Origin of the sequence: Streptomyces sp. NPDC005485, from assembly GCF_040606085.1 — a bacterium.
Taxonomy (GTDB): domain Bacteria; phylum Actinomycetota; class Actinomycetes; order Streptomycetales; family Streptomycetaceae; genus Streptomyces.
The window spans coordinates 22,910-41,336 of the sequence record NZ_JBEXDZ010000035.1 but is presented as its reverse complement, the minus strand read 5'-3'; the positions used below and the strand labels follow the sequence as shown (position 1 = coordinate 41,336).

At 70.9% G+C, this 18,427-nt stretch carries 17 protein-coding genes and 1 pseudogene; 8 read left to right on the top strand and 10 right to left on the bottom strand.

Translation table 11 applies throughout. From position 1 onward, the window contains the following. Window positions 1-33 precede the first annotated feature (33 nt). The 3 genes and pseudogenes from ABZS97_RS14855 to ABZS97_RS14845 all read right to left on the bottom strand — a co-directional run bounded on the left by ABZS97_RS14855 (window position 34) and on the right by ABZS97_RS14845 (window position 2,919). Window positions 34-1,368, bottom strand: a complete 1,335-nt coding sequence (locus ABZS97_RS14855) for a glycoside hydrolase domain-containing protein (RefSeq protein WP_356137540.1) — start codon at window positions 1,366-1,368, stop codon at window positions 34-36. Window positions 1,369-1,479: 111 nt separating this feature from the next. Beyond that, window positions 1,480-1,768: pseudogene (locus ABZS97_RS14850) on the bottom strand (hypothetical protein); the annotation flags it as partial. 95 nt (window positions 1,769-1,863) lie between these two features. Continuing rightward, on the bottom strand, window positions 1,864-2,919 hold the full coding sequence (locus ABZS97_RS14845) for a cellulase family glycosylhydrolase (RefSeq protein ID WP_356137538.1): 1,056 nt from the start codon (window positions 2,917-2,919) through the stop codon (window positions 1,864-1,866). A gap of 903 nt (window positions 2,920-3,822) precedes the next feature. On the opposite strand from ABZS97_RS14845, the gene ABZS97_RS14840 reads away from it, so the two are divergent. The 3 genes from ABZS97_RS14840 (at window position 3,823) to ABZS97_RS14830 (ending at window position 6,885) form a co-directional block, all read left to right on the top strand. After that, the gene (locus ABZS97_RS14840) at window positions 3,823-4,812 is read left to right on the top strand and encodes a LacI family DNA-binding transcriptional regulator (RefSeq protein ID WP_356137586.1); all 990 of its coding nucleotides are present in this window, start codon (window positions 3,823-3,825) and stop codon (window positions 4,810-4,812) included. A gap of 162 nt (window positions 4,813-4,974) precedes the next feature. Beyond that, on the top strand, window positions 4,975-6,138 hold the full coding sequence (locus ABZS97_RS14835) for an MFS transporter (protein ID WP_356137536.1): 1,164 nt from the start codon (window positions 4,975-4,977) through the stop codon (window positions 6,136-6,138). Between the two features lie 96 nt (window positions 6,139-6,234). Beyond that, window positions 6,235-6,885 carry a hypothetical protein gene (locus ABZS97_RS14830; RefSeq protein WP_356137534.1) on the top strand — a complete coding sequence of 217 codons (651 nt, stop codon included), beginning with the start codon at window positions 6,235-6,237 and terminating at the stop codon, window positions 6,883-6,885. Between the two features lie 91 nt (window positions 6,886-6,976). Here ABZS97_RS14830 and ABZS97_RS14825 read toward each other — a convergent pair whose 3' ends face one another. Then, a complete protein-coding gene (locus tag ABZS97_RS14825) occupies window positions 6,977-7,600 on the bottom strand; it encodes a histidine phosphatase family protein (RefSeq protein ID WP_356137532.1) in 624 nt (207 codons plus the stop codon). Between the two features lie 109 nt (window positions 7,601-7,709). On the opposite strand from ABZS97_RS14825, the gene ABZS97_RS14820 reads away from it, so the two are divergent. Continuing rightward, window positions 7,710-8,453 (top strand): maleylpyruvate isomerase family mycothiol-dependent enzyme, encoded by a 744-nt coding sequence (locus tag ABZS97_RS14820; RefSeq protein ID WP_356137530.1) that lies wholly within the window; start codon window positions 7,710-7,712, stop codon window positions 8,451-8,453. Window positions 8,454-8,495: 42 nt separating this feature from the next. Here ABZS97_RS14820 and ABZS97_RS14815 read toward each other — a convergent pair whose 3' ends face one another. Continuing rightward, window positions 8,496-8,900, bottom strand: coding sequence for a MarR family transcriptional regulator (locus tag ABZS97_RS14815; protein ID WP_356137528.1), 405 nt, complete (start codon window positions 8,898-8,900; stop codon window positions 8,496-8,498). 85 nt (window positions 8,901-8,985) lie between these two features. On the opposite strand from ABZS97_RS14815, the gene ABZS97_RS14810 reads away from it, so the two are divergent. Then, window positions 8,986-10,491 carry an MFS transporter gene (locus ABZS97_RS14810; RefSeq protein WP_356137526.1) on the top strand — a complete coding sequence of 502 codons (1,506 nt, stop codon included), beginning with the start codon at window positions 8,986-8,988 and terminating at the stop codon, window positions 10,489-10,491. Window positions 10,492-10,563: 72 nt separating this feature from the next. Next, window positions 10,564-10,839, top strand: a complete 276-nt coding sequence (locus ABZS97_RS14805) for a DUF6332 family protein (RefSeq protein WP_356137524.1) — start codon at window positions 10,564-10,566, stop codon at window positions 10,837-10,839. Here ABZS97_RS14805 and ABZS97_RS14800 read toward each other — a convergent pair. The 4 genes from ABZS97_RS14800 to ABZS97_RS14785 all read right to left on the bottom strand — a co-directional run bounded on the left by ABZS97_RS14800 (window position 10,800) and on the right by ABZS97_RS14785 (window position 14,997). Next, on the bottom strand, window positions 10,800-11,465 hold the full coding sequence (locus ABZS97_RS14800; RefSeq protein ID WP_356137522.1) for a response regulator transcription factor: 666 nt from the start codon (window positions 11,463-11,465) through the stop codon (window positions 10,800-10,802). The genes ABZS97_RS14805 and ABZS97_RS14800 overlap by 40 nt on opposite strands. Then, complete coding sequence (locus tag ABZS97_RS14795) at window positions 11,462-12,733, bottom strand: sensor histidine kinase (RefSeq protein WP_356137520.1); 1,272 nt, start codon at window positions 12,731-12,733, stop codon at window positions 11,462-11,464. The genes ABZS97_RS14800 and ABZS97_RS14795 overlap by 4 nt, the downstream gene beginning before the upstream one ends. A gap of 100 nt (window positions 12,734-12,833) precedes the next feature. Next, window positions 12,834-14,057 carry an MFS transporter gene (locus ABZS97_RS14790; RefSeq protein WP_356137518.1) on the bottom strand — a complete coding sequence of 408 codons (1,224 nt, stop codon included), beginning with the start codon at window positions 14,055-14,057 and terminating at the stop codon, window positions 12,834-12,836. Between the two features lie 202 nt (window positions 14,058-14,259). Next, on the bottom strand, window positions 14,260-14,997 hold the full coding sequence (locus tag ABZS97_RS14785; protein ID WP_356137516.1) for a TetR/AcrR family transcriptional regulator: 738 nt from the start codon (window positions 14,995-14,997) through the stop codon (window positions 14,260-14,262). Window positions 14,998-15,147: 150 nt separating this feature from the next. Here ABZS97_RS14785 and ABZS97_RS14780 point away from each other — a divergent pair, with 150 nt between their 5' ends. Next, window positions 15,148-15,597: a nitroreductase family deazaflavin-dependent oxidoreductase gene (locus tag ABZS97_RS14780; RefSeq protein ID WP_356137514.1), complete on the top strand. Its 450-nt coding sequence runs from the start codon at window positions 15,148-15,150 to the stop codon at window positions 15,595-15,597. Here ABZS97_RS14780 and ABZS97_RS14775 read toward each other — a convergent pair. Next, window positions 15,587-16,828, bottom strand: coding sequence for a geranylgeranyl reductase family protein (locus ABZS97_RS14775; RefSeq protein ID WP_356137512.1), 1,242 nt, complete (start codon window positions 16,826-16,828; stop codon window positions 15,587-15,589). The two genes, ABZS97_RS14780 and ABZS97_RS14775, sit on opposite strands and share 11 nt — an antisense overlap. A 182-nt stretch (window positions 16,829-17,010) precedes the next feature. On the opposite strand from ABZS97_RS14775, the gene ABZS97_RS14770 reads away from it, so the two are divergent. Beyond that, on the top strand, window positions 17,011-18,366 hold the full coding sequence (locus ABZS97_RS14770; RefSeq protein WP_356137510.1) for a dipeptidase: 1,356 nt from the start codon (window positions 17,011-17,013) through the stop codon (window positions 18,364-18,366). The last annotated feature ends 61 nt before the right edge of the window (window positions 18,367-18,427 follow it).

The window sequence follows — 18,427 nt, the reverse complement described above, 5'->3', positions numbered from 1 at the left end:
CGGCGAAGGGAGCCGCGCCGATGAAGAGTCCGGTCAGCAGCGCGGCACGGGCTTGCTGTACGTGGTGCCGCTGGGCGTGGCCACGTAGTGGTCCGACACATAGTGCCCGTTGTCGAGTCCGTCCCAGACCTTGTTCGTTCCCACGGCCGAACCGGGGCGTTGGCAAGTGACCCACGCCAGCGCTCCGTTGGGCGAGGTGCCCACGCCGGAGTATCCGGCGCCGGGGCCGCTGCGCTCCGTGAGGCCGCTCACCGACTCGACCTGATACGGGTACGTGCAGCGGGGCAGGGGCGGGCTGTAGCCCGTGGCGGACGGGGTGTCGACGTAGTGGTCGGCGACATAGAACCCGTTGCCGAGCTTGTCCCACACGGGGGTGCCGCCGACCTTGGAGCCGGGTGCCTGGCAGACCACCTTGAGGGCCGCGCCGGGCGCGTACGTCGCGGCGACGGCGTAGGTCGTCGAGGGACCCGTGCGGGCGTTGACCGTCGCGGTGCCGGTCGCCTTGTACGGGAGGGCGACCGTGGCGACGGGTGCGTCGACCCGGTCGGTGTCGATGTTCACGGTGGCGCCGCCGTACGTCTCGTTGTGGCTGCCGCGGTACTGCTTGGCGCGCTGGTGCCGGGCCCACTTGGAGTCGGCGACACCGGCCCAGCCCTTGAGGGAGTCGAGCCCGTCGTAGCGCGCGACCCACAGGGCGTCCGGTCGTGCGTATGCCGACGACGTGTAGACGTCGGCGAGTTGCCTGGCGCCCAGGGTGAGGTTCATGTAGACGCCGGAGACATACCCGAGCCGGTGCAGTTCCTTGGTCCAGGCCGAGGCGTAGTTCAGCACGGAGACGCGACACGTGCTGTTGTTCTGGGGATAGTCCTCGATGTCGTTGTAGAGGGCGCTGCCGGCCACCATGCCCAGCTTCTTGGCCGCTGCCACCGCTTGCCCGGCGGCAGCGGCGCCCTGCGACCGGGCCGTCGCCGGGCTCGTGCTGATCTTCGTGTCGGACGGCCGGGCTCCGCACGGCGGCTGCAGGCCCTTGTGGATGGGCAGCAGACGCCACTTCAGCTTCGCCACGGAGGCCACCCACGCGGCGGTCAACTGCGGTTGCGCGCATGTGCGGTTGGCGCCCGAGACGTAGACACCGAGGGCACGGTACGGCGACGCGCTCCAGGCCTTCATGGTGGCCAGGGAAGGGGCCGTACAGGTGTCGAAGGCGAGCCCGGAGTAGCGGGTGGCGCTCGCGGCCGCCGGATAGCCGCCCGGTGTGGCCGGTTCGGCCGCCGCGGGCGGGGCGAGTACCACCGCGGCGGAGCCGCCCAACACGCAGGCGGACGAGACGGCGAGAAGTCGTCGAAGGGCGGAGCGCGGCTGCGGCATGACGGTTCCCCTGAGCGGCTCGGTGGAGTTGGCGCCAGGGTGGGCGCGCCCTCCATGCACGGAAAGAGGCCGATCGGCCCGACTTGTACACCGATCGACCCCTGTCCCGGGTTACGCGTCCGCGGAAGCCCGTTGGCGGCTCCTCCCGGTCCGTCCGCCGCTCCACCCGGCGAACTCCCCTGCCATGGACCGCCGCACGGCCTCGAACGGCTTGCCGATGTCGGCGAGCGGACGCAGCCGATAGGAGGAGGAGCAGCCGCGGTTCGCGAACAGCCTTGCGCTCGTCGTGCGTGTACGCGACCCGGCCGTTGTCGCCGCCGAGGCCCATCTGCCGGTGACTGAGCCGCAGTACGACCGCGTCCAGTGTGGTGAGCCGATAGTCGTGCCGGACTCCTGGGGCGGATGAAGAGCGACGACATGGCGGGACCACACACAGACGCGGTCGGCCGCGATGCGGGAACATCACGGCCGACCGCTCCTTGAACAACGAACCCGTCAGGGGCTGACAGGCTTGCCGCGTCCCCAGCTCCAGGCAAGCCGGTCCGCACCGGACTGGTTGGTGGTGGCCAGCCACGGCCGGGCGGCGTTGCCGATCAGCTTCTGCAGCGAATACGTGTCGTCGGTGCGCAGGCCCGGCCAGTAGACGGAGCCCATCTTCAGCTGACGGAAGGTGTCGGTGTCGGCCTGGATGAAGTTGATGGAGTTGTTGTCCGGAGTCGCCTTGTTGTAGTCGAGACCGGTGGTCATCGGGGCACCGAACTCGTCGGCGACGGTCCGGCTCGCGCAGTTGCCGATGCGCTCCTTGAGGTCGGACACCCACTGGTCGTAGGTGGCGTACTCCTTCCAGAACCCGTAGTGGTGCAGCGAGAGGTAAGTGCCCTTCAGGCGCGGGTCGGCACAGACCGAGGTGACGTGGTCGTTGTAACCGGCGCCGCTGACGAACACCCGGTTGCGCGGGACCGACGGATAGGTGCCCAGCCACTTGACGGCGAGGTCGGCCCACTCGGTGTCGGTGTAGCCGTGCGGCTCGTTCATCGGCTCGAAGTAGACCCTGGAGTTGCCCTTGTAGGCCTTGACCACGGTGTTCCACATGGGCCAGTAGGTGGCGGGGTCGTCGATGAAGCCGTCCTTGCGGGCGCCCGTGCCCTCCCAGTAGGAGACGATGACCTTGAAGCCGTGGGCCGTCGCCGCGTCGATGACGCCCCGGTAGGACTTCCAGTAGGGGCCGTTGACCGTGTACGGGTTGATGGGCAGCCGGACCGTGTTGGCACCGAGGTTCGCGCGGAACGCCGAGATGACCCGGCTCGCCTTGGCGTACGTCTGGGCGTAGGTGTCGGAGGTCGACAGGCCGGACAGGACGACGGGGTCGTCGGCGTAGTTGTCGCGGGGGTCGGCCCAGTTCACGCCCTTGAACTGGGTCGTGTCACCGCTCGGAGCGGCGGAGGCGGGGCTGCCCACGAGCGTCGTACCGCCGATCGCGGCGATCGCGACCGCCACGACGGCGGCACGTGACCGTGAGGTGGACCGGGTTCTGGCGGGGGTCTTGCGCATCAGCTTGCCCTTTCAGGAGATGGCGGCTCGGCGCATGGGGAGTCTGCGCGTGGAGAGCGGCCGTCGGAGGTGTTCAGGGCCGGACGGGCGGTGTCGGCTCGCCGTCGGCGGCCCCGTTGATGGACCGGCGGGTACCGGTTCCCACCGCGCTGGGCACGAGGGAGAAGGGGAGGCCGTCACGTCGTTCGCGCGTGACTCCGGTGGCGTGGAATCAGCAGGTTCAGCGGGGCGGGGGTGGAGGGGAGGGCGCCACCCACTCGGTTCTCCGCGTCGGCGTCGGCCCGCTCAGGGAAGGCGTAAGGCGCGATCCTTGGCGGAGCCTGCCTTCGCGACGGGCGGCGGTCGTCCGCCGTCGAGCTGTCGGCCGGTCGACGGGCGCCTGCCGTCGAACCGACGTCCGGTCGTCAGGCGTACGGCGCCGAACCGGCCCCTCGTCGATGGGCGCCTGTGTCGGCCCGGCGGCCGTTCGGCGTCTGCCGTCCCGAGGCGGGCGGCCGCGAGGCGCTGCGCATCCTCGTCCGCGGTGCTGGGAACCACCGTTGCGCTCCTCCCTGCTCCACCATCGCGACTTCATGTTTACGTAAACATGCTGCGGACAGAACACCCGCGGAGTCTCCCGCCAGGCTGCTCCCCTAGCGATGTTTACGTAAACTTCGGGGCGTCGGAATCGTGGCATCCGCCCCAGCGGTCGTCAAGGTTTCCCACGCGTAACATCCGTTGCACCGCCTACCGACGTCCCGGGCCGAGGGAAGCGGGAGTCGAAGGAAGCGGGAGTTCAGGGAAGCGGGAGTTGAGGGGACGATGGACTTGAACCACCGGGAGGAGCCGGTCCCCGTAGCCGCGGGCGGCGCCCAACGGGGCGGCTCCGGCGTGCCCGGCGGACGCCGTAAGCAGCGCGTGTCCATGGCCGATGTCGCCAAGCTCGCGGGAGTCTCGTCCCAGACCGTTTCGCGGGTCTCCAACGGCCAGCCCGGGGTGATCGGTTCGACCCGGGAGCAGGTACTCGCGGCGATGCGGGAACTGGGCTACCGGCCCAACAGCGCGGCCCGCGCCCTGCGTTACGGCCAGTTCAACACCATCGGCGTGATCCTCTTCAGCCTGTCCTCGACGGGAAACAGCCGCACCGTGGAGGCGATCGCCACGCACGCGGCGGCCGAGGGGTATGCGATCACACTGATCCCCATCGACGTCCCGACCCAGGACAACGTGCTGGGCGCCTTCACGCGGATGGGCGAGCTGGCTGTCGACGCCGTCGTCGTGATCATGGAGATCCACCTGCTCGACACCGGCACGGTGCAACTGCCGCCCGGCGTGCACGCCGTCGTGGTGGACTCCGACGCCGGGGACCGTTACAGCGTGGTCGACACGGATCAGGCCGACGGTGCCCGCAAGGCCGTCCGGCACCTGCTCGACCTGGGCCACCGCACCGTATGGCATGTGACCGGCCCTGAGGCGTCCTTCGCGGGCCAGCGGCGCACCCAGGCCTGGCGTGCCGTGCTGGAGGAGGCGGGGTGTCCGGTGCCGCCGCTCCTGCACGGCGACTGGTCGGCCGCGTCCGGCTACGCGGCCGGTCTCACGCTCGCCGGGAAGCCCGACTGCACCGCCGTGTTCGTCGCCAACGACCAGATGGCCCTGGGGCTGCTGCGCGCCTTCCATGAGCGCGGCCTGGCCGTCCCCGCCGACATCAGCGTCGTCGGCTTCGACGACATCCCCGACGCCGCCTATTTCGTCCCGCCCCTCACCACCGTCCACCAGGACTTCGCCGAAGTGGGCCGCCGATGCGTCCAGGGCGTCCTGGAGCAGATCCGCACGCGCGGCGGTTCCCCGCCCGGGACCGACCTCGTCCCGACCAGCCTGATGATCAGGCAGAGCACCGCGCCACCACGAAGATGACGTGCCGCGAGGCCCCGCCCACCCGGTCCGCATCGGCGCCATGTCGCCCGCTTCAGCACAACCGTCATGTGCGGGCAGGCGCTTACTTCCTTGTCCCGGCCACCGACTGCCACCTACTCTGACTTTGTGCCGCTAATAAACAAACTCATCCTGCACAACGCCGTGCCGGATCGTTCCCTCACCCGACTCCGTATCGCCCTCACCGCTTTCTTCGCCCTCGACGGCTTCGTCTTCGCCGGTTGGGTCGTCCGCATCCCCGCGATCAAGGAGCAGACCGGCGCCTCCGCCACCGCCCTCGGTCTCGCCCTCCTCGGCGTCTCGGCCGGAGCCGTCGTCACCATGACCCTCACCGGACGTCTGTGCCGCCGCTACGGCAGCCACCCCGTCACCGTCGCCTGCGCGGTCCTGCTCTCCCTCAGCGTCGCCCTGCCCCCACTCACCCACTCCGCGCCCGCACTCGCCGCCGTACTGCTGGTCTTCGGCGCCGCGTACGGCGGTATCAACGTCGCCTTCAACAGCGCCGCGGTCGACCTGGTGGCGGCGCTGCGCAGGCCGATCATGCCCACCTTCCACGCGGCCTTCAGCCTGGGCGGCATGATCGGGGCCGGGCTCGGCGGGCTGGTCGCGGGGTCCGTGTCCCCCACCCGCCATCTGCTCGGCCTCACCGTGATCTGTCTGCTCGTGACAGCCGCCGCCGGGCGCACCCTCCTGCGCATCGAGCCGCCGGTACCGGCCGAACAAAAGGACCGCGAGGACCGGGGCCCACGCCGTTCGGGCCCCGGCACCCGTGGACTGGTGGTCGTCTTCGGCCTGATCGCACTCTGCACGGCGTACGGCGAAGGGGCCCTGGCCGACTGGGGTGCGCTGCACCTGGAACAGGATCTGCACGCCCACCCTGGCGTCGCCGCGGCCGGCTACTCCTGCTTCGCGCTTGCCATGACGCTCGGCCGGCTCAGCGGCACCGCGCTCCTGGAACGGCTCGGTCGCACCCCTACGGTGGTGGCCGGCGGGGCGACGGCCGCCGTCGGCATGCTGCTCGGCTCGCTCGCCCCCTCGGTCTGGGCGGCCCTGCTCGGCTTCGCGATCACTGGGCTCGGCCTCGCCAACATCTTCCCCGTCGCAGTCGAACGCGCCGGCGCGCTGGCCGGTCCGAGCGGGGTCGCCGTCGCCTCCACCCTCGGCTACGGCGGCATGCTCCTCGGCCCGCCCGCCATCGGGTTCATGGCGGACTGGTACTCGCTGCCCACCGCGCTCACCAGCGTCGCCGTGCTGGCGGCGCTCGCCGCCGGCATCGGGTTCGCCACCCGGCGCGCGGCGGCCGGCTGACGCCTCGCGGCGTTCACTCGAATGGCGGGGCGAGGGGATCCCTGGGAGCCTGGGAGGGGAGGGGCACGCCCTGCAAGCGGGGGTAGGAGGTCTCTCGTGCGAGTCGCACCGTTGAGCGGCCTGTTGGCCGTGGCACTGACCGTCGTCTCATTCCTGCTGTTGGGCGACACGCCGGACGTCGACACCCCTGGCAGGCAGGTCGGATCGTACTACGACGCCCACCAGGGACGGACGTTCGTGAGTCTGTATCTGCTGGTGCTCGCAGGGGCGTTGTTCATTTTCTTCGCGGCGTATCTGGCCCGAGTCGTCCGCAGCACGCCGTCCAGTGTCGACTGGCTGCGCAGGGTGGTCCTCGCCGGTGGTGTGCTGATCGCCGCGGGCTTCTGGACAGGGGCCGGCATCAACCTGGCCCTCGTGGACCTCGCGGACAAGTCGGGCGCGGGCAGGGACACGCTGCAGGCATTGAACGCGCTGAGCGAGGACTTCTTCATCCCGTTCGTCGGCGGGATGGGTCTGATGCTGCTGGCCGCCGGCCTGGCCACGGTGCGCGCCCCCGTCGGCGCACTGCCCCGATGGCTGGGCTGGGCCGGCATCGTCCTCGGCGTCCTGGTCTTCATCCCCTGGGTCGGCTTCTTCGCCTTCATGCTCTCGGGACTCTGGGTCATCGTCACCGCCGTACTGCTGGCCCGCCGCCCGCACCCCGACACCCCCGTCGACGTGGCAACGCCTCCGCTCTCCCCTCTCTGAGGAGTGAACGCCACGTAGGCCCCGGCGACATGACCGGCTCCGTCGGCACCTCTGCAACGCCAGATCAGCACATCTGTGCCACCGGCAACGCTCAGACCTGGAGCTCCGGCGGGAAGCCCGTCCAGCGCAACGGGGCGGGCAGGTGGCCCGTGTCGTTGTAGAGGAGGACGGAGGCCGGGCGCCCGGGGGCGTAACGGATGACCGTCAGCGCGGCGTTGGCGTGGTTGAGGGCAATCCAGCGCCACTTCGGGGCGTCCAGAGCGGCACGGACGATCCAGCCGATGAGGAAGTTGTGGGTGACGACCAACTCGTGACGAGACTCGCTCCCTTCGACTGGTCCAGTGAACCGCCGGAGCGCCTCTTGGGCCAGGGCCGGTCCCAATTCCCGTTCCTCAGCAGAGAATTGGGCAAGACGAGCGAGAGTGGCGTCGCCGGACTCGGCCGTGATCTCGCCGGGTTCGGGCAGGTACGGAATGTAGTCACCGGCCGCCTTCGACATCCGCAGGTCGACACCGTCGAGGCGGCCGTGCACCAACTCGGCCGTCTCCTCGGCCCGTCGAAGCGGGCCGTGGTGGATCACCGAGACAGGGCTGTCCCGGAGACGTTCACCGAGGAGCACCGCCTGCCGGCGTCCGCTCTCCGTCAGCGTGCTCTCGTCGGAGGACGCCTCTGCATGCCGGGCGAGGTACAGATAGCGGTCGGCCGTTCCGGTCACGTGAACCCCTTCATCGAACGTTCTTGATCTTGCGGACGCACGAGGGGACGCAGAGAGAGGCTGCCTGGTTCCAGGCCCTGAAGCGCACTCGATCCGGCAGACTCGCCGCATGAAGACTGCGGAGTTCGTGGCCACCCTGGACCGGGAGGGCCGGCTGCTGGCCGAGGCCGCCGAGCGGGCGGGAACCGATGCGAAGGTGGCGACCTGTCCGGACTGGCAGGTACGCGACCTGGTACGGCACACGGGCATGGTGCATCGGTGGGCGACGGCGTTCGTCGCCGAGGGGCACACCTCGTACCATCCCGACGGCGGGCTGCCGGACCTCGACGGCGCCGAACTCCTGGCCTGGTTCCGGGAGGGCCACCGCCGACTCGTCGACACATTGGCCACCGCCCCCGCCGACGTCGAGTGCTGGAGCTTCCTGCCCGCGCCCTCGCCGCTGGCCTTCTGGGCGCGGCGGCAGGCGCACGAGACGACCGTCCACCGGGTCGACGCGGAGTCGGCGCTCGCCGAGGCTCCGACCGCCATCGCGACGGACTTCGCCCTGGACGGGATCGACGAGCTGCTGAACGGCTTCCACGCCCGCGCCCGGAGCGGAGTCCGCACGCAGGAGCCGCGCGTGCTGCGCGTACGGGCGTCGGACGCGCCCTCGGACGCGGTGTGGACCGTACGCCTGTCGCAGGATGCCCCGGTGACCACGAGGGACGCTGCCGGAGAGGCGCACTGCGAGCTGTCCGGGCCGGCCGCGCGGCTGTATCTCTCGCTGTGGAACCGGCTGCCTTTCCCTGCCCTGACAGGTGACGCCACGCTCGCCGCGCTGTGGCGGGAGAAGTCCGGGATCACCTGGAGCTGAACCGAGCGGAACGGAGCCCCGGAAGTCAGCCGGTCCGAAGGGTCAGTCGGGCGGGCCCTGGACCAGCATCCGCGTCAGCACGGCGCGCTGCACGGGCAGCACCTCGTCGTGGAGGTCGCGGCCCTTGGGGGTGAGGGCGACGCGCACGCCGCGCCGGTCCTCCGGGCACATGCAGCGCGTCACGAGCCCGTCCTTCTCCAGACGGCCGATGAGGCGGGACAGGGCGCTCTGACTCAGGTGCACGCGCTCGGAGATCTCCTGGACGCGGTAGGTACTGTCGCCGTCCGCCGCGGAGCTCTCGGCGAGCACGTCCAGTACCTCGAAGTCACTGGCGCCCAGGCCGTGTCGGTGCAGCTCGCGGTCGAGCTCGCACAGGGTGCGGGCATGCACCGCGAGGATGTCACGCCACTGGTTCACGAGCCCCTGCTCGGCGTTGGTCGTCGCCATGGGCGCACGTTAGCAAAGAATCCTCTTTATTGCATTGGAACTAAATGCGTTTGCATTGGATGCGTGTGCATGTAGTGTCTCCGACATGACCTCTCCGCTCACCACCCCCGCGTCCGACGGACGCTGGACCCCTCGACTGTGGGGCACCCTCCTGGTGCTCTGCGCCGCGATGTTCCTGGACGCACTGGACGTGTCGATGGTCGGCGTCGCCCTGCCGTCCATCGGGTCCGAACTCGACCTCTCGACCTCGACACTCCAATGGATCGTCAGCGGCTACATCCTGGGATACGGCGGGCTGCTCCTCCTCGGCGGACGCACCGCCGACCTGCTGGGCCGCCGCCAGGTCTTCCTGGTGGCCCTGGGTGTCTTCGCGGTCGCCTCGCTGCTCGGAGGCCTCGTCGACTCGGGCCCGCTGCTGATCGCGAGCCGCTTCATCAAGGGCCTGAGCGCGGCCTTCACCGCCCCCGCCGGCCTCTCCATCATCACCACGACCTTCGCCGAGGGCCCGCTGCGCAACCGCGCCCTCTCCATCTACACCACCTGCGCGGCCACCGGCTTCTCGATGGGCCTGGTGCTGTCCGGGCTGCTCACCGAGGCCAGTTGGCGCCTGACCATGCTGCTGCCCGCGCCCATCGCTCTCCTCGCCCTGGTGGCGGGCCTGAAGCTGCTGCCGCGCAGCGAGCGCGAGAAGGACCACAACGGCTACGACATCCCCGGCGCGATCCTCGGCACGGCATCGATGCTGCTGCTCGTGTTCACCGTCGTACAGGCCCCGGAGGCCGGCTGGGCCTCGGCCCGTACTCTGCTCTCCTTCCTCGCGGTCGCCGTCCTGCTCACGGTCTTCGTCGCCGTCGAGCGGCGCAGCCCGAGCCCGCTGATCCGGCTCGGGGTGCTGCGCTCCGGCAGCCAGATCCGGGCGCAGCTGGGCGCGATGGCGTTCTTCGGCTCGTACGTCGGCTTCCAGTTCCTGGTGACCCTGTACATGCAGTCGCTGCTGGGCTGGTCGGCGCTGCACACCGCGCTCGCCTTCCTGCCCGCGGGCGCCCTGGTCGCGCTGTCCTCCACCAAGGTGGGCGCCATCGTCGACCGGGTGGGGACGCCGCGGCTGCTGGCTGCGGGCTTCGCCCTGATGGTCGTCGGCTACGCGCTGTTCCTGCGCGTGGACCTCGACCCCGTGTACGCGTCGGTGATCCTGCCGTCGATGCTGCTGATAGGCGCGGCCTGCGCGCTGGTCTTCCCCTCGCTCAACATCCAGGCCACCAACGGGGTCGAGGACCACGAGCAGGGCATGGTCTCGGGCCTGCTCAACACCTCGGTGCAGGTGGGCGGCGCCCTGTTCCTGGCCGTCGTGACGGCGGTCGTCACCGCCCACACGCCCGAGAACCCCTCGCCGCAGGCCGTCCTCGACAGCTACCGGCCCGGTCTGATCGTGGTCACGGGCATCGCGGTCGTGGGCCTGCTGATCTCCCTCACCGGGCTGCGGACACGACCGGCACGAGAGTCGCTCGTGGTCGCCAAGTCCGCACCCGAGGAGGCTGTTTCCGTTCAGAAGGAAGGGGTGGACGTGACGCCTGTGGCGGTCCGCGACTGATTCCGCAGTCAACTCCACGCGTCCGGTGGGCAGTTCCTTGCCTGCCGGACGCGCTGCCGTGACACTCGCGGTATGGGGAGACGCACGAAGGCCGAGGAGGACGCCGAGACGGTCGAGATCGTCTACGCCCTGTTCGCCGCGGCGATCCTGGCCGGAGCCGCGTTCTTCGGCGTCTCCGAAGTACTCCCCATGCTCTTCGGATCCCTCCGCGCCCGGCACGACCTGCTGGGCCCACTTGCCGCCCTGAGCGCGGTCATCGTCTTCCCCACGGTTCTCGTGATCGTCCTCGGGCGCTTCCGCCGGGCCGCTCAGCCCAGCCAGCCCGGCCGAACCAGGCCCGACTCGTAGGCCAGCACGACCAGTTGGGCCCGGTCACGGGCGGCGAGCTTCACCATGGTCCGGCTCACGTGCGTCTTGGCCGTGAGCGGGCTGACGACCAGCCGCCGGGCGATCTCCTCGTTGGACAGGCCGATCCCGACCAGGGCCATCACCTCCCGTTCCCGCTCGGTGAGTTCCGCCAGTGAGTGCGCGGCCGCCGGCTCCTTGGAGCGGGCGGCGAACTCGGAGATCAGCCGCCGGGTGACGCCCGGCGAGAGCAGTGCGTCACCCTCGACCACCGCCCGTACCGCGCGCAGGAGTTCCTCCGGCTCGGTGTCCTTGACCAGGAAGCCCGAGGCGCCCGAGCGGATCGCCTCGAAGACGTACTCGTCCAGTTCGAAGGTGGTGAGCATGACCACCTTGACGTCCTTCAACTCCGCGTCGCCGGTGATGCGGCGCGTGGCGGCGAGACCGTCGAGCACGGGCATCCGGATGTCCATCAGGACGACATCGGGGCGCAGTTCGCGCACCTTGCGCGCCGCTTCCTCGCCGTCGGCGGCCTCCGCGACCACCTCGATGTCCGGCTGGGCACCGAGCAGCGCCTTGAAACCTGCCCGGACCAGCGACTGGTCGTCGGCGAGCAGTACGCGGATCACCGGTCCTCCTTGAGCTTCAGCGGCAGCAGCGCCAGCACCCGGAAACCTCCGTCGTCCCGCGGGCCCGCCTCGATCGTGCCACCGAGAGCGGCGGCCCGCTCCCGCATTCCGGCCAGACCGTTGCCGCTGCCGCCGGCGTCCGCCCCGGTCGCGGGCCCGTCGTCGTCGATGCGCAGCCGAAGGGCACCCGCCATGCGGTCGACCAGCACGCGCGCGCGGCGCGATCCCGAATGCCGTACGACATTGGTGAGGGCCTCCTGCACGATGCGGAAGGCGGCGAGATCGGTGCCCGGGGTCAGGGCCCTTTGCGCGCCCCTCGTCTCGACGACGACCGTCAGACCCGCGCCGGCGGCCTGTTCGACCAGTTCCGGCAGCCGGTCCAGGCCCGGGGCCGGGGCGCGCGGTGCGTCGCCGGGGGTGCGCAGCGTGTCGAGCACCTGGCGTACCTCCCCGAGCGCCTCCTTGCTGGCCGCCTTGATGGTGGTCAGCGCCGTGCGGGCCTGCTCGGGATCGGAGTCGAGCAGCGCCAGGCCGACGCCCGCCTGAACGTTGATCACCGAGATGCTGTGCGCGAGGACGTCGTGCAGTTCGCGGGCGATCCGCAGGCGTTCCTCGTCGGCGCGCCGCTTGCTCGCCTGGGCGCGTTCGGCACGGTCGCGGGCCCACTGCTCGCGGCGTACGCGGGCCAGCTCGGAGAGCGCGACGATCACCACCATCCAGGTGGCGACCGCGATCTCCCCGCCCCAGGAGGCGGCCGAGTCGTCGTTCGGCGGCAGCCACCGGTAGAGCCAGTGCCCGACCAGGAGGTGCGCCGCCCACAGCATGCCGAGCGCTCCCCAGGCCGCCTTGCGGTGCCCGGCGAGCACGGCGCTGAAGCAGGCGACGGCGACGGTGAGGAACACCGGACCGTACGGGTAGCCCGCGCCGAGGTAGACCATCACGCAGGCCGCCGTACCGAAGACCACCAACCTCGGGTGGCGGTGGCGCCAGAGCAGCAGGCCGGAGCCCGCGACGAGCAGGGCACGGGCGAGGAGGTTCAGCGGCTCACGGTCGCTCTGCGCATGCGCGGCGAAGTTGCTGCCGATGAGCACGAAGACGGTCAGCAGCAGCGTGGTGCGCCACGGCCAGCGCGGGAGGGTGTCCTCTTCGTCGCCGTCCCGTCGGTTCCACCACGGCGGGCCCTGCCACCCCCCTGGCCGCCGTACCGCCGGTGGCCCGCCCCACGCCCGGCGCGGGCCACCGCCCCTGCGTGCGCGCTGCTCGTCCATGACCGTCACGCTAGACCGCACGGGACCACCATGGCGTCACCCCGGCGTCGTGATCACGTGTACTCCCTGCGTAGTACCCGCAGACGGAGCCGCGTCGCCGCTACACCGGCGCTGCTTCAGGGACTGGCCGAGCAACGACCTGCCGGCGCTGCGCCCAGCGGACAGCGGGTGGTGCGGCCAGACCCGTGAGAGCGAACAGTGCGCCCACGACGTACCAGCCGGGGCGGCCCCAGCTGATGCAGAGCGCGATGAGCAGGGTCGGCCCGACGGCTTCGGCCAGGCCGGCACCGAGGCCGAACACGCCCAGGTACTGGCCGGTGGCGCGCGGCGGGGCGAGGGCGAACGACACCTCGAAGCCCGCGGCGGAGTGCCACAGTTCACCGATCGTGTGGATCACCACCGCGGTGAGGAGAAGTGTCGCGGCGGCCCAGGCCGGCACCCCGGCGGACAACGAGATCAGCGCGCACGAGACGAGGAAGGCCACGCCCGCTCTGCGGTAGGCGCCCGCACCCGCCGCAGGGCTGTCGATGCTGCGGCTCGCTCGTACCTGAAGGGCGACGACCATGACGGTGCCGGTGAGCATGGTCCCCGAGATGAGCCAGTGCGGGGCGGTGGTGGCACCCACCAGCCAGAGCGGGATGGCCACGGTGAGCACCTTGAACTGGATGGCCATGACGCCGTCGAGGGCGGTGATCAGCAGGTAGGGCCGGTCCCGCAGCGCGATCCAGCGAGGGCCGACGGCCGTGACCGCGGGCTTCAGCGGCGGCAGAAGGACCAGGATCGCCGCGGAGGCCGCGAAGGCGAGCGCGTTGCCGAGGACCAGCAGGTGGTAGGCGGTGAGCGTGCCGACCTGGACGACCCAGCCCGCGAGCAGGGCCCCGAAGGAGATCCCGACGTTGGTCACGGCACGGAGGTAGGCGCGGAACTCCTGCGGCCGGTCCCCTCCGTAGTGCCGGATGAGCGGGCTGCGGGCGGCCAGCCCGGCCGCCTTCCCGCCGGTGGCCACGGACACGGCGAGGACGAACGGCCAGAAGCCGTCCGCCAGTACGAACCCGGCCGTCGCCAGCGCCTGGACGATCAGCGTGGTCGCGTAGACGCCGCGCGCCCCGTGCCGGTCCGCGAGGTGACCGACGCCGATGCCCAGCGCCAGCGAGACGAACCCGGCGATGCCGAGCCCGAGCCCCACCTGACCTGCGGGAAGGTGGACCGCCTGGGTGAAGTACAGGACCCCGGCGGTCAGATAGAGGCCGCTCCCCAGGGTGTAGACGAAGTTCGAGGCCGCGATGACGCGCTGCGGTCCGGGATCGGGCAGCAGTTGAGGCATGGCGTGGCTCCGCATCCGGGCAGGCGGTACAAGCGGTAAGGACCAGCCAAGCTTGTTGCATATTACTTGCAAGAACAAGGTGGTTGCGAAAACTGACAGAACTCAGCCCATTCGCCAGGGAGGGACCCAACCGCCGACGCAGCCCTGGACACCCGGACACCCGGGATTTTCCACGGCACTCACCGCACGCGCGGATCACTCGTCAGGACCCGGCCCCGCCGCGCCCGCCGCCCGCCGCACCCGTGGACCGGGGGAACACCAACCCCACGCCGTGGGCGAGTTGGTCCACCGCATACCGGAAGAACGCCTGCCGCTCCTCCACGACCCGGTTGAACTGCCCGAACAGCTCGAAGCCGATCAGTCCGTAGAGCTGCGCCCAGGCGGCCACGAGCGCCACGATCACCTCTGCCGGCAGGTCGGGTGCGAGGTCGGCGGCCATCCGCTGCGCCTCGGGCTTCAGTTCCGCGGGCAGCGGCGTACGCGCCACCCCCTCGCCCTGATGCGCGTCGCGGACGATGCCGATCAGGAGGAGGCCCACGCGGGCGGCAGCCGGGACGGTGGCCTCCGGGGCCGTGTAGCCGGGCACCGGGGAGCCGTAGATCAGCGCGTACTCGTGCGGATGCGCCAGCGCCCATCGCCGCGCCGCCTCGCACACGGCCCGCCAGCGCTCCCGTGGCTCGGCGTCGGCGACTTCGGCGTGCGCCGACTCCGCACCCTCCCCGAGGGAGTCGTACGCGTCGATGATGAGCGCGGTCAACAGGTCGTCACGGCTGGGGAAGTAGCGGTACAGCGCGGAGGAAACCATGCCGAGCTCGCGGGCCACGGCCCGCAGGGAGAGCTTGGCGGCGCCCTCCGCGGCGAGCTGTCTGCGCGCCTCGTCCTTGATGGCCGCTGTGACCTCGATCCTGGCTCGGGCGCGCGCTCCTCGTGCGGTACTCATGCCGGCCAGTCTTCCACGTTTCCAGAGCAGTGCACACAAAAGAGAGCACTGCTCTTGCTTTGGATCACTGATCTCGTACACACTTCTCTCAAGCGAGAGCAGTGCTCACACTTTCCGTCCGCTCACAGGCATCCACTGGAGGAAGTCACCATGTCCGCACACGTCAAGAAGCCCGGCTGGTTCACCGTCAACGTCTTCAACCGCGCCGTCGCCTGGATGACCCGCCGCGGCCTGAGCGTCTGGGGCTCCCGGGTCCTCGCGGTCCGCGGACGCAAGAGCGGCGAGTGGCGCACCACCCCGGTCAACCTGCTCACCGTGGACGGCGCGCAGTACCTCGTCGCCCCCCGCGGCCACGTCCAGTGGACGCACAACATGAGGGCCGCGGGCGGCGGCGAGCTGCGCCTCGGCAAGAACGTGGACGTGTTCACCGCCGCCGAGGTCGCCGACGACGACAAGGTGCCGCTGCTGCGCGCCTACCTCAAGCGCTGGAAGGCCGAGGTCGGCGTCTTCTTCAACGGGGTCGGCCCCGACTCCCCCGACGCGGAGCTGCTGCGCATAGCCCCCGACCACCCCGTTTTCCGGCTCACGCTCAAGAGCTGACGCCCGGCTCCTCGGACGGTGAACGGTCGAGCGCGATCAGGGCGCGCCCGGCCATCGGGTGGCTGCGCACGAGCTCGCCCAGCGAGGTCGCTCCGCGCGTGATGCCCGCGAACGCCCGCCAGGCAGGCCGGAAGCTCGTGAGCGCCGCGTGGAACACACCGGGACGCCGTTCGAAGGCCGCGAGCATCCGCTTGCCGATGCTCATCTCGACACCGAGGCCCGCCTTGATGGCGAAGGCGTAGTTCAACGCCTGGCGCCGGGTGTCCACCGCGTCGTGCGCCTCGGCGATCCGCACCGCCCACTCCCCCGCGAGCCGCCCCGAGCGCAGCGCGAAGGAGATGCCCTCGCGAGTCCACGGCTCAAGGAGCCCGGCCGCGTCGCCACAGACCAGGACCCGGCCGCGCGACAGCGGCGAGTCGTCGGCGCGGCAGCGGGTCAAGTGCCCCGAGGAGATGCTCGGTTCGAAGCCGGCGAGCCCGAGCCGGGCGACGAAGTCCTCCAAGTACCGCTTGGTGGCAGCGCCTTCGCCCCGCGCCGAGATGACGCCCACCGTCAGCGTGTCCCCCTTCGGGAACACCCAGCCGTAACTGCCGGGCAGCGGGCCCCAGTCGATGAGGACGCGGCCCTTCCAGTCCTCGGCGACGGTCTGAGGCACCGGGATCTCCACTTCCAGGCCGAGGTCGACCTGGTCGAGCTTCACGCCGACGTGCGCTCCTATGCGGCTCGCGCTGCCGTCCGCGCCGACGACGGACCGCGCGAGCACCGTCTCACCGCCCTGCAGCACCACGGCGACGGTGCGCCGGTCCGGGACCGCCGATCCGTGCTGTTCCACCCGCGTGACGGTGACCCCCGTGCGCAGTTCGGCGCCCGCCTTCTGCGCGTGCTCGACGAGTTGTTGGTCGAACTCGGGCCGGTTGATCAGCCCGAACAGCATCTGCTTGGAGCGGCGGGTGCGCGTGAACCTGCCGTCGAGCGCGAACGTGACCGCGTGCACCCGGTCCTGGAGGGGCAGTTCGAAGCCGGGCGGCAGTGCGTCGCGCGAGGGGCCGATGATGCCGCCGCCGCACGTCTTGTAACGGGGCAGCTCGGCTTTCTCCAGCAACAGGACACTGCGTCCCGCGACCGCTGCCGCATAGGCGGCCGAGGCCCCTGCGGGTCCCGCGCCGACCACGACGACGTCCCACACCCGCTCCGCGCCGCCCGAAGAGTTCTCGGAGTTCTCGCTGCTCACGATGGTTTGCTGCTCCCAGTCCAGCCGTCTGCCGCACCTGTCCCCCGCATCCTACGGCGGGCATCGCCGCAGATCGCTGTGGGAGGATCGGACCCGTATGCGCCCGCACACCAGTACGCGGGTGCGCACGCACGATCACTCGTACCCACAAGTACAACGTCGCACCTACAAGGAGCGTGCCCATGTCGTCGAATCCGGTCGCCGAGACCGTCGCCTCGCTGATGCCGAGGGCGAAGGCGGAGCTCACCGAGCTGGTGGCCTTCAAGTCGGTGGCGGACTTCGACCAATATCCCAAGAGCGAGAGCGAGGGGGCGGCCAACTGGGTCGCCGACGCGCTGCGCGCCGAGGGTTTCCAGGACGTGGCCCTCCTCGACACCCCGGACGGCACCCAGTCGGTGTACGGCTTCCTGCCTGGCCCCGAGGGCGCGAAGACGGTCCTGCTCTACGCGCACTACGACGTGCAGCCGCCGCTGGACGAGACCGCCTGGGCGACGCCGCCGTTCGTGCTGACGGAGCGCGACGGCCGCTGGTACGGACGCGGCAGCGCCGACTGCAAGGGCGGCGTCATCATGCACCTGCTCGCCCTGCGCGCCCTCAAGGCCAATGGCGGCGTTCCGGTCAACGTCAAGGTGATCGCCGAGGGCTCGGAGGAGATGGGCACGGGCGGCCTGGAGCGGTACGCCGAGGAGCACCCCGAGCTGCTGGCCGCCGACACCATCGTCATCGGTGACGCCGGGAACTTCCGGGTCGGGCTGCCGACGGTCACCTCCACGCTGCGCGGGATGACCCTCGTGCGCGTGCAGGTGGACACGCTCGAGGGCAACCTGCACTCGGGCCAGTTCGGTGGTGCCGCGCCCGACGCGCTCGGCGCGCTGATCCGCGTACTGGACTCGCTGCGTGCCGAGGACGGTTCGACGACGGTGGACGGACTGACGACCGACACGTCGTGGGACGGTCTGCAGTACGACCAGGAGGCGTTCCGCAAGGACGCCAAGGTGCTCGACGGCGTGGAGCTGATCGGCTCCGGCACGGTCGCCGACCGCATCTGGGCGCGTCCGGCCGTCACGGTCCTCGGCATCGACTGCCCGCCGGTCGTCGGCGCCACGCCGTCCGTGCAGGCCGGTGCCCGGGCGCTGGTCAGCCTGCGCGTCCCGCCGGGCGTGGACGCGGTCCAGGCCACCAAGCTGCTCCAGGCCCACCTGGAGACGCACACGCCGTGGGGCGCGCGGGTGAGCACCGAGCAGATCGGCCAGGGCCAGGCGTTCCGCGCCGACACCTCCAGCCCGGCGTACGCCGCGATGGCCGAGGCCATGTCGGTCGCCTACCCGGGCCAGGAGATGCAGTACGCCGGTCAGGGCGGCTCCATCCCGCTGTGCAACACCCTTGCCTCGCTGTACCCGCAGGCCGAGATCCTGCTCATCGGGCTCAGCGAGCCGGAGGCCCAGATCCACGCCGCGAACGAGAGCGTGTCCCCGCAGGAGCTGGAACGCCTGTCCGTCGCCGAGGCCCTGTTCCTGCGCAACTACGCGGCGAGCTGACCGGCCGGGCGGCCCGGTCCGCCCACGGCAGGGGCCCTTTCCGGCGCGGGCTGCGCACCCG

Excerpts from the sequence above, each read along its gene's own strand:
- ABZS97_RS14785 (WP_356137516.1), bottom strand. The coding sequence starts at position 14,997 with ATGAGTACCGCACGAGGAGCGCGCGCCCGAGCCAGGATCGAGGTCACA.
- ABZS97_RS14790 (WP_356137518.1), bottom strand. The coding sequence starts at position 14,057 with ATGCCTCAACTGCTGCCCGATCCCGGACCGCAGCGCGTCATCGCGGCC.
- ABZS97_RS14815 (WP_356137528.1), bottom strand. The coding sequence starts at position 8,900 with ATGGCGACGACCAACGCCGAGCAGGGGCTCGTGAACCAGTGGCGTGAC.
- ABZS97_RS14810 (WP_356137526.1), top strand. The coding sequence starts at position 8,986 with ATGACCTCTCCGCTCACCACCCCCGCGTCCGACGGACGCTGGACCCCT.
- ABZS97_RS14840 (WP_356137586.1), top strand. The coding sequence starts at position 3,823 with ATGGCCGATGTCGCCAAGCTCGCGGGAGTCTCGTCCCAGACCGTTTCG.
- ABZS97_RS14770 (WP_356137510.1), top strand. The coding sequence starts at position 17,011 with ATGTCGTCGAATCCGGTCGCCGAGACCGTCGCCTCGCTGATGCCGAGG.
- ABZS97_RS14805 (WP_356137524.1), top strand. The coding sequence starts at position 10,564 with ATGGGGAGACGCACGAAGGCCGAGGAGGACGCCGAGACGGTCGAGATC.
- ABZS97_RS14795 (WP_356137520.1), bottom strand. The coding sequence starts at position 12,733 with ATGGACGAGCAGCGCGCACGCAGGGGCGGTGGCCCGCGCCGGGCGTGG.
- ABZS97_RS14855 (WP_356137540.1), bottom strand. The coding sequence starts at position 1,368 with ATGCCGCAGCCGCGCTCCGCCCTTCGACGACTTCTCGCCGTCTCGTCC.
- ABZS97_RS14845 (WP_356137538.1), bottom strand. The coding sequence starts at position 2,919 with ATGCGCAAGACCCCCGCCAGAACCCGGTCCACCTCACGGTCACGTGCC.
- ABZS97_RS14820 (WP_356137530.1), top strand. The coding sequence starts at position 7,710 with ATGAAGACTGCGGAGTTCGTGGCCACCCTGGACCGGGAGGGCCGGCTG.
- ABZS97_RS14780 (WP_356137514.1), top strand. The coding sequence starts at position 15,148 with ATGTCCGCACACGTCAAGAAGCCCGGCTGGTTCACCGTCAACGTCTTC.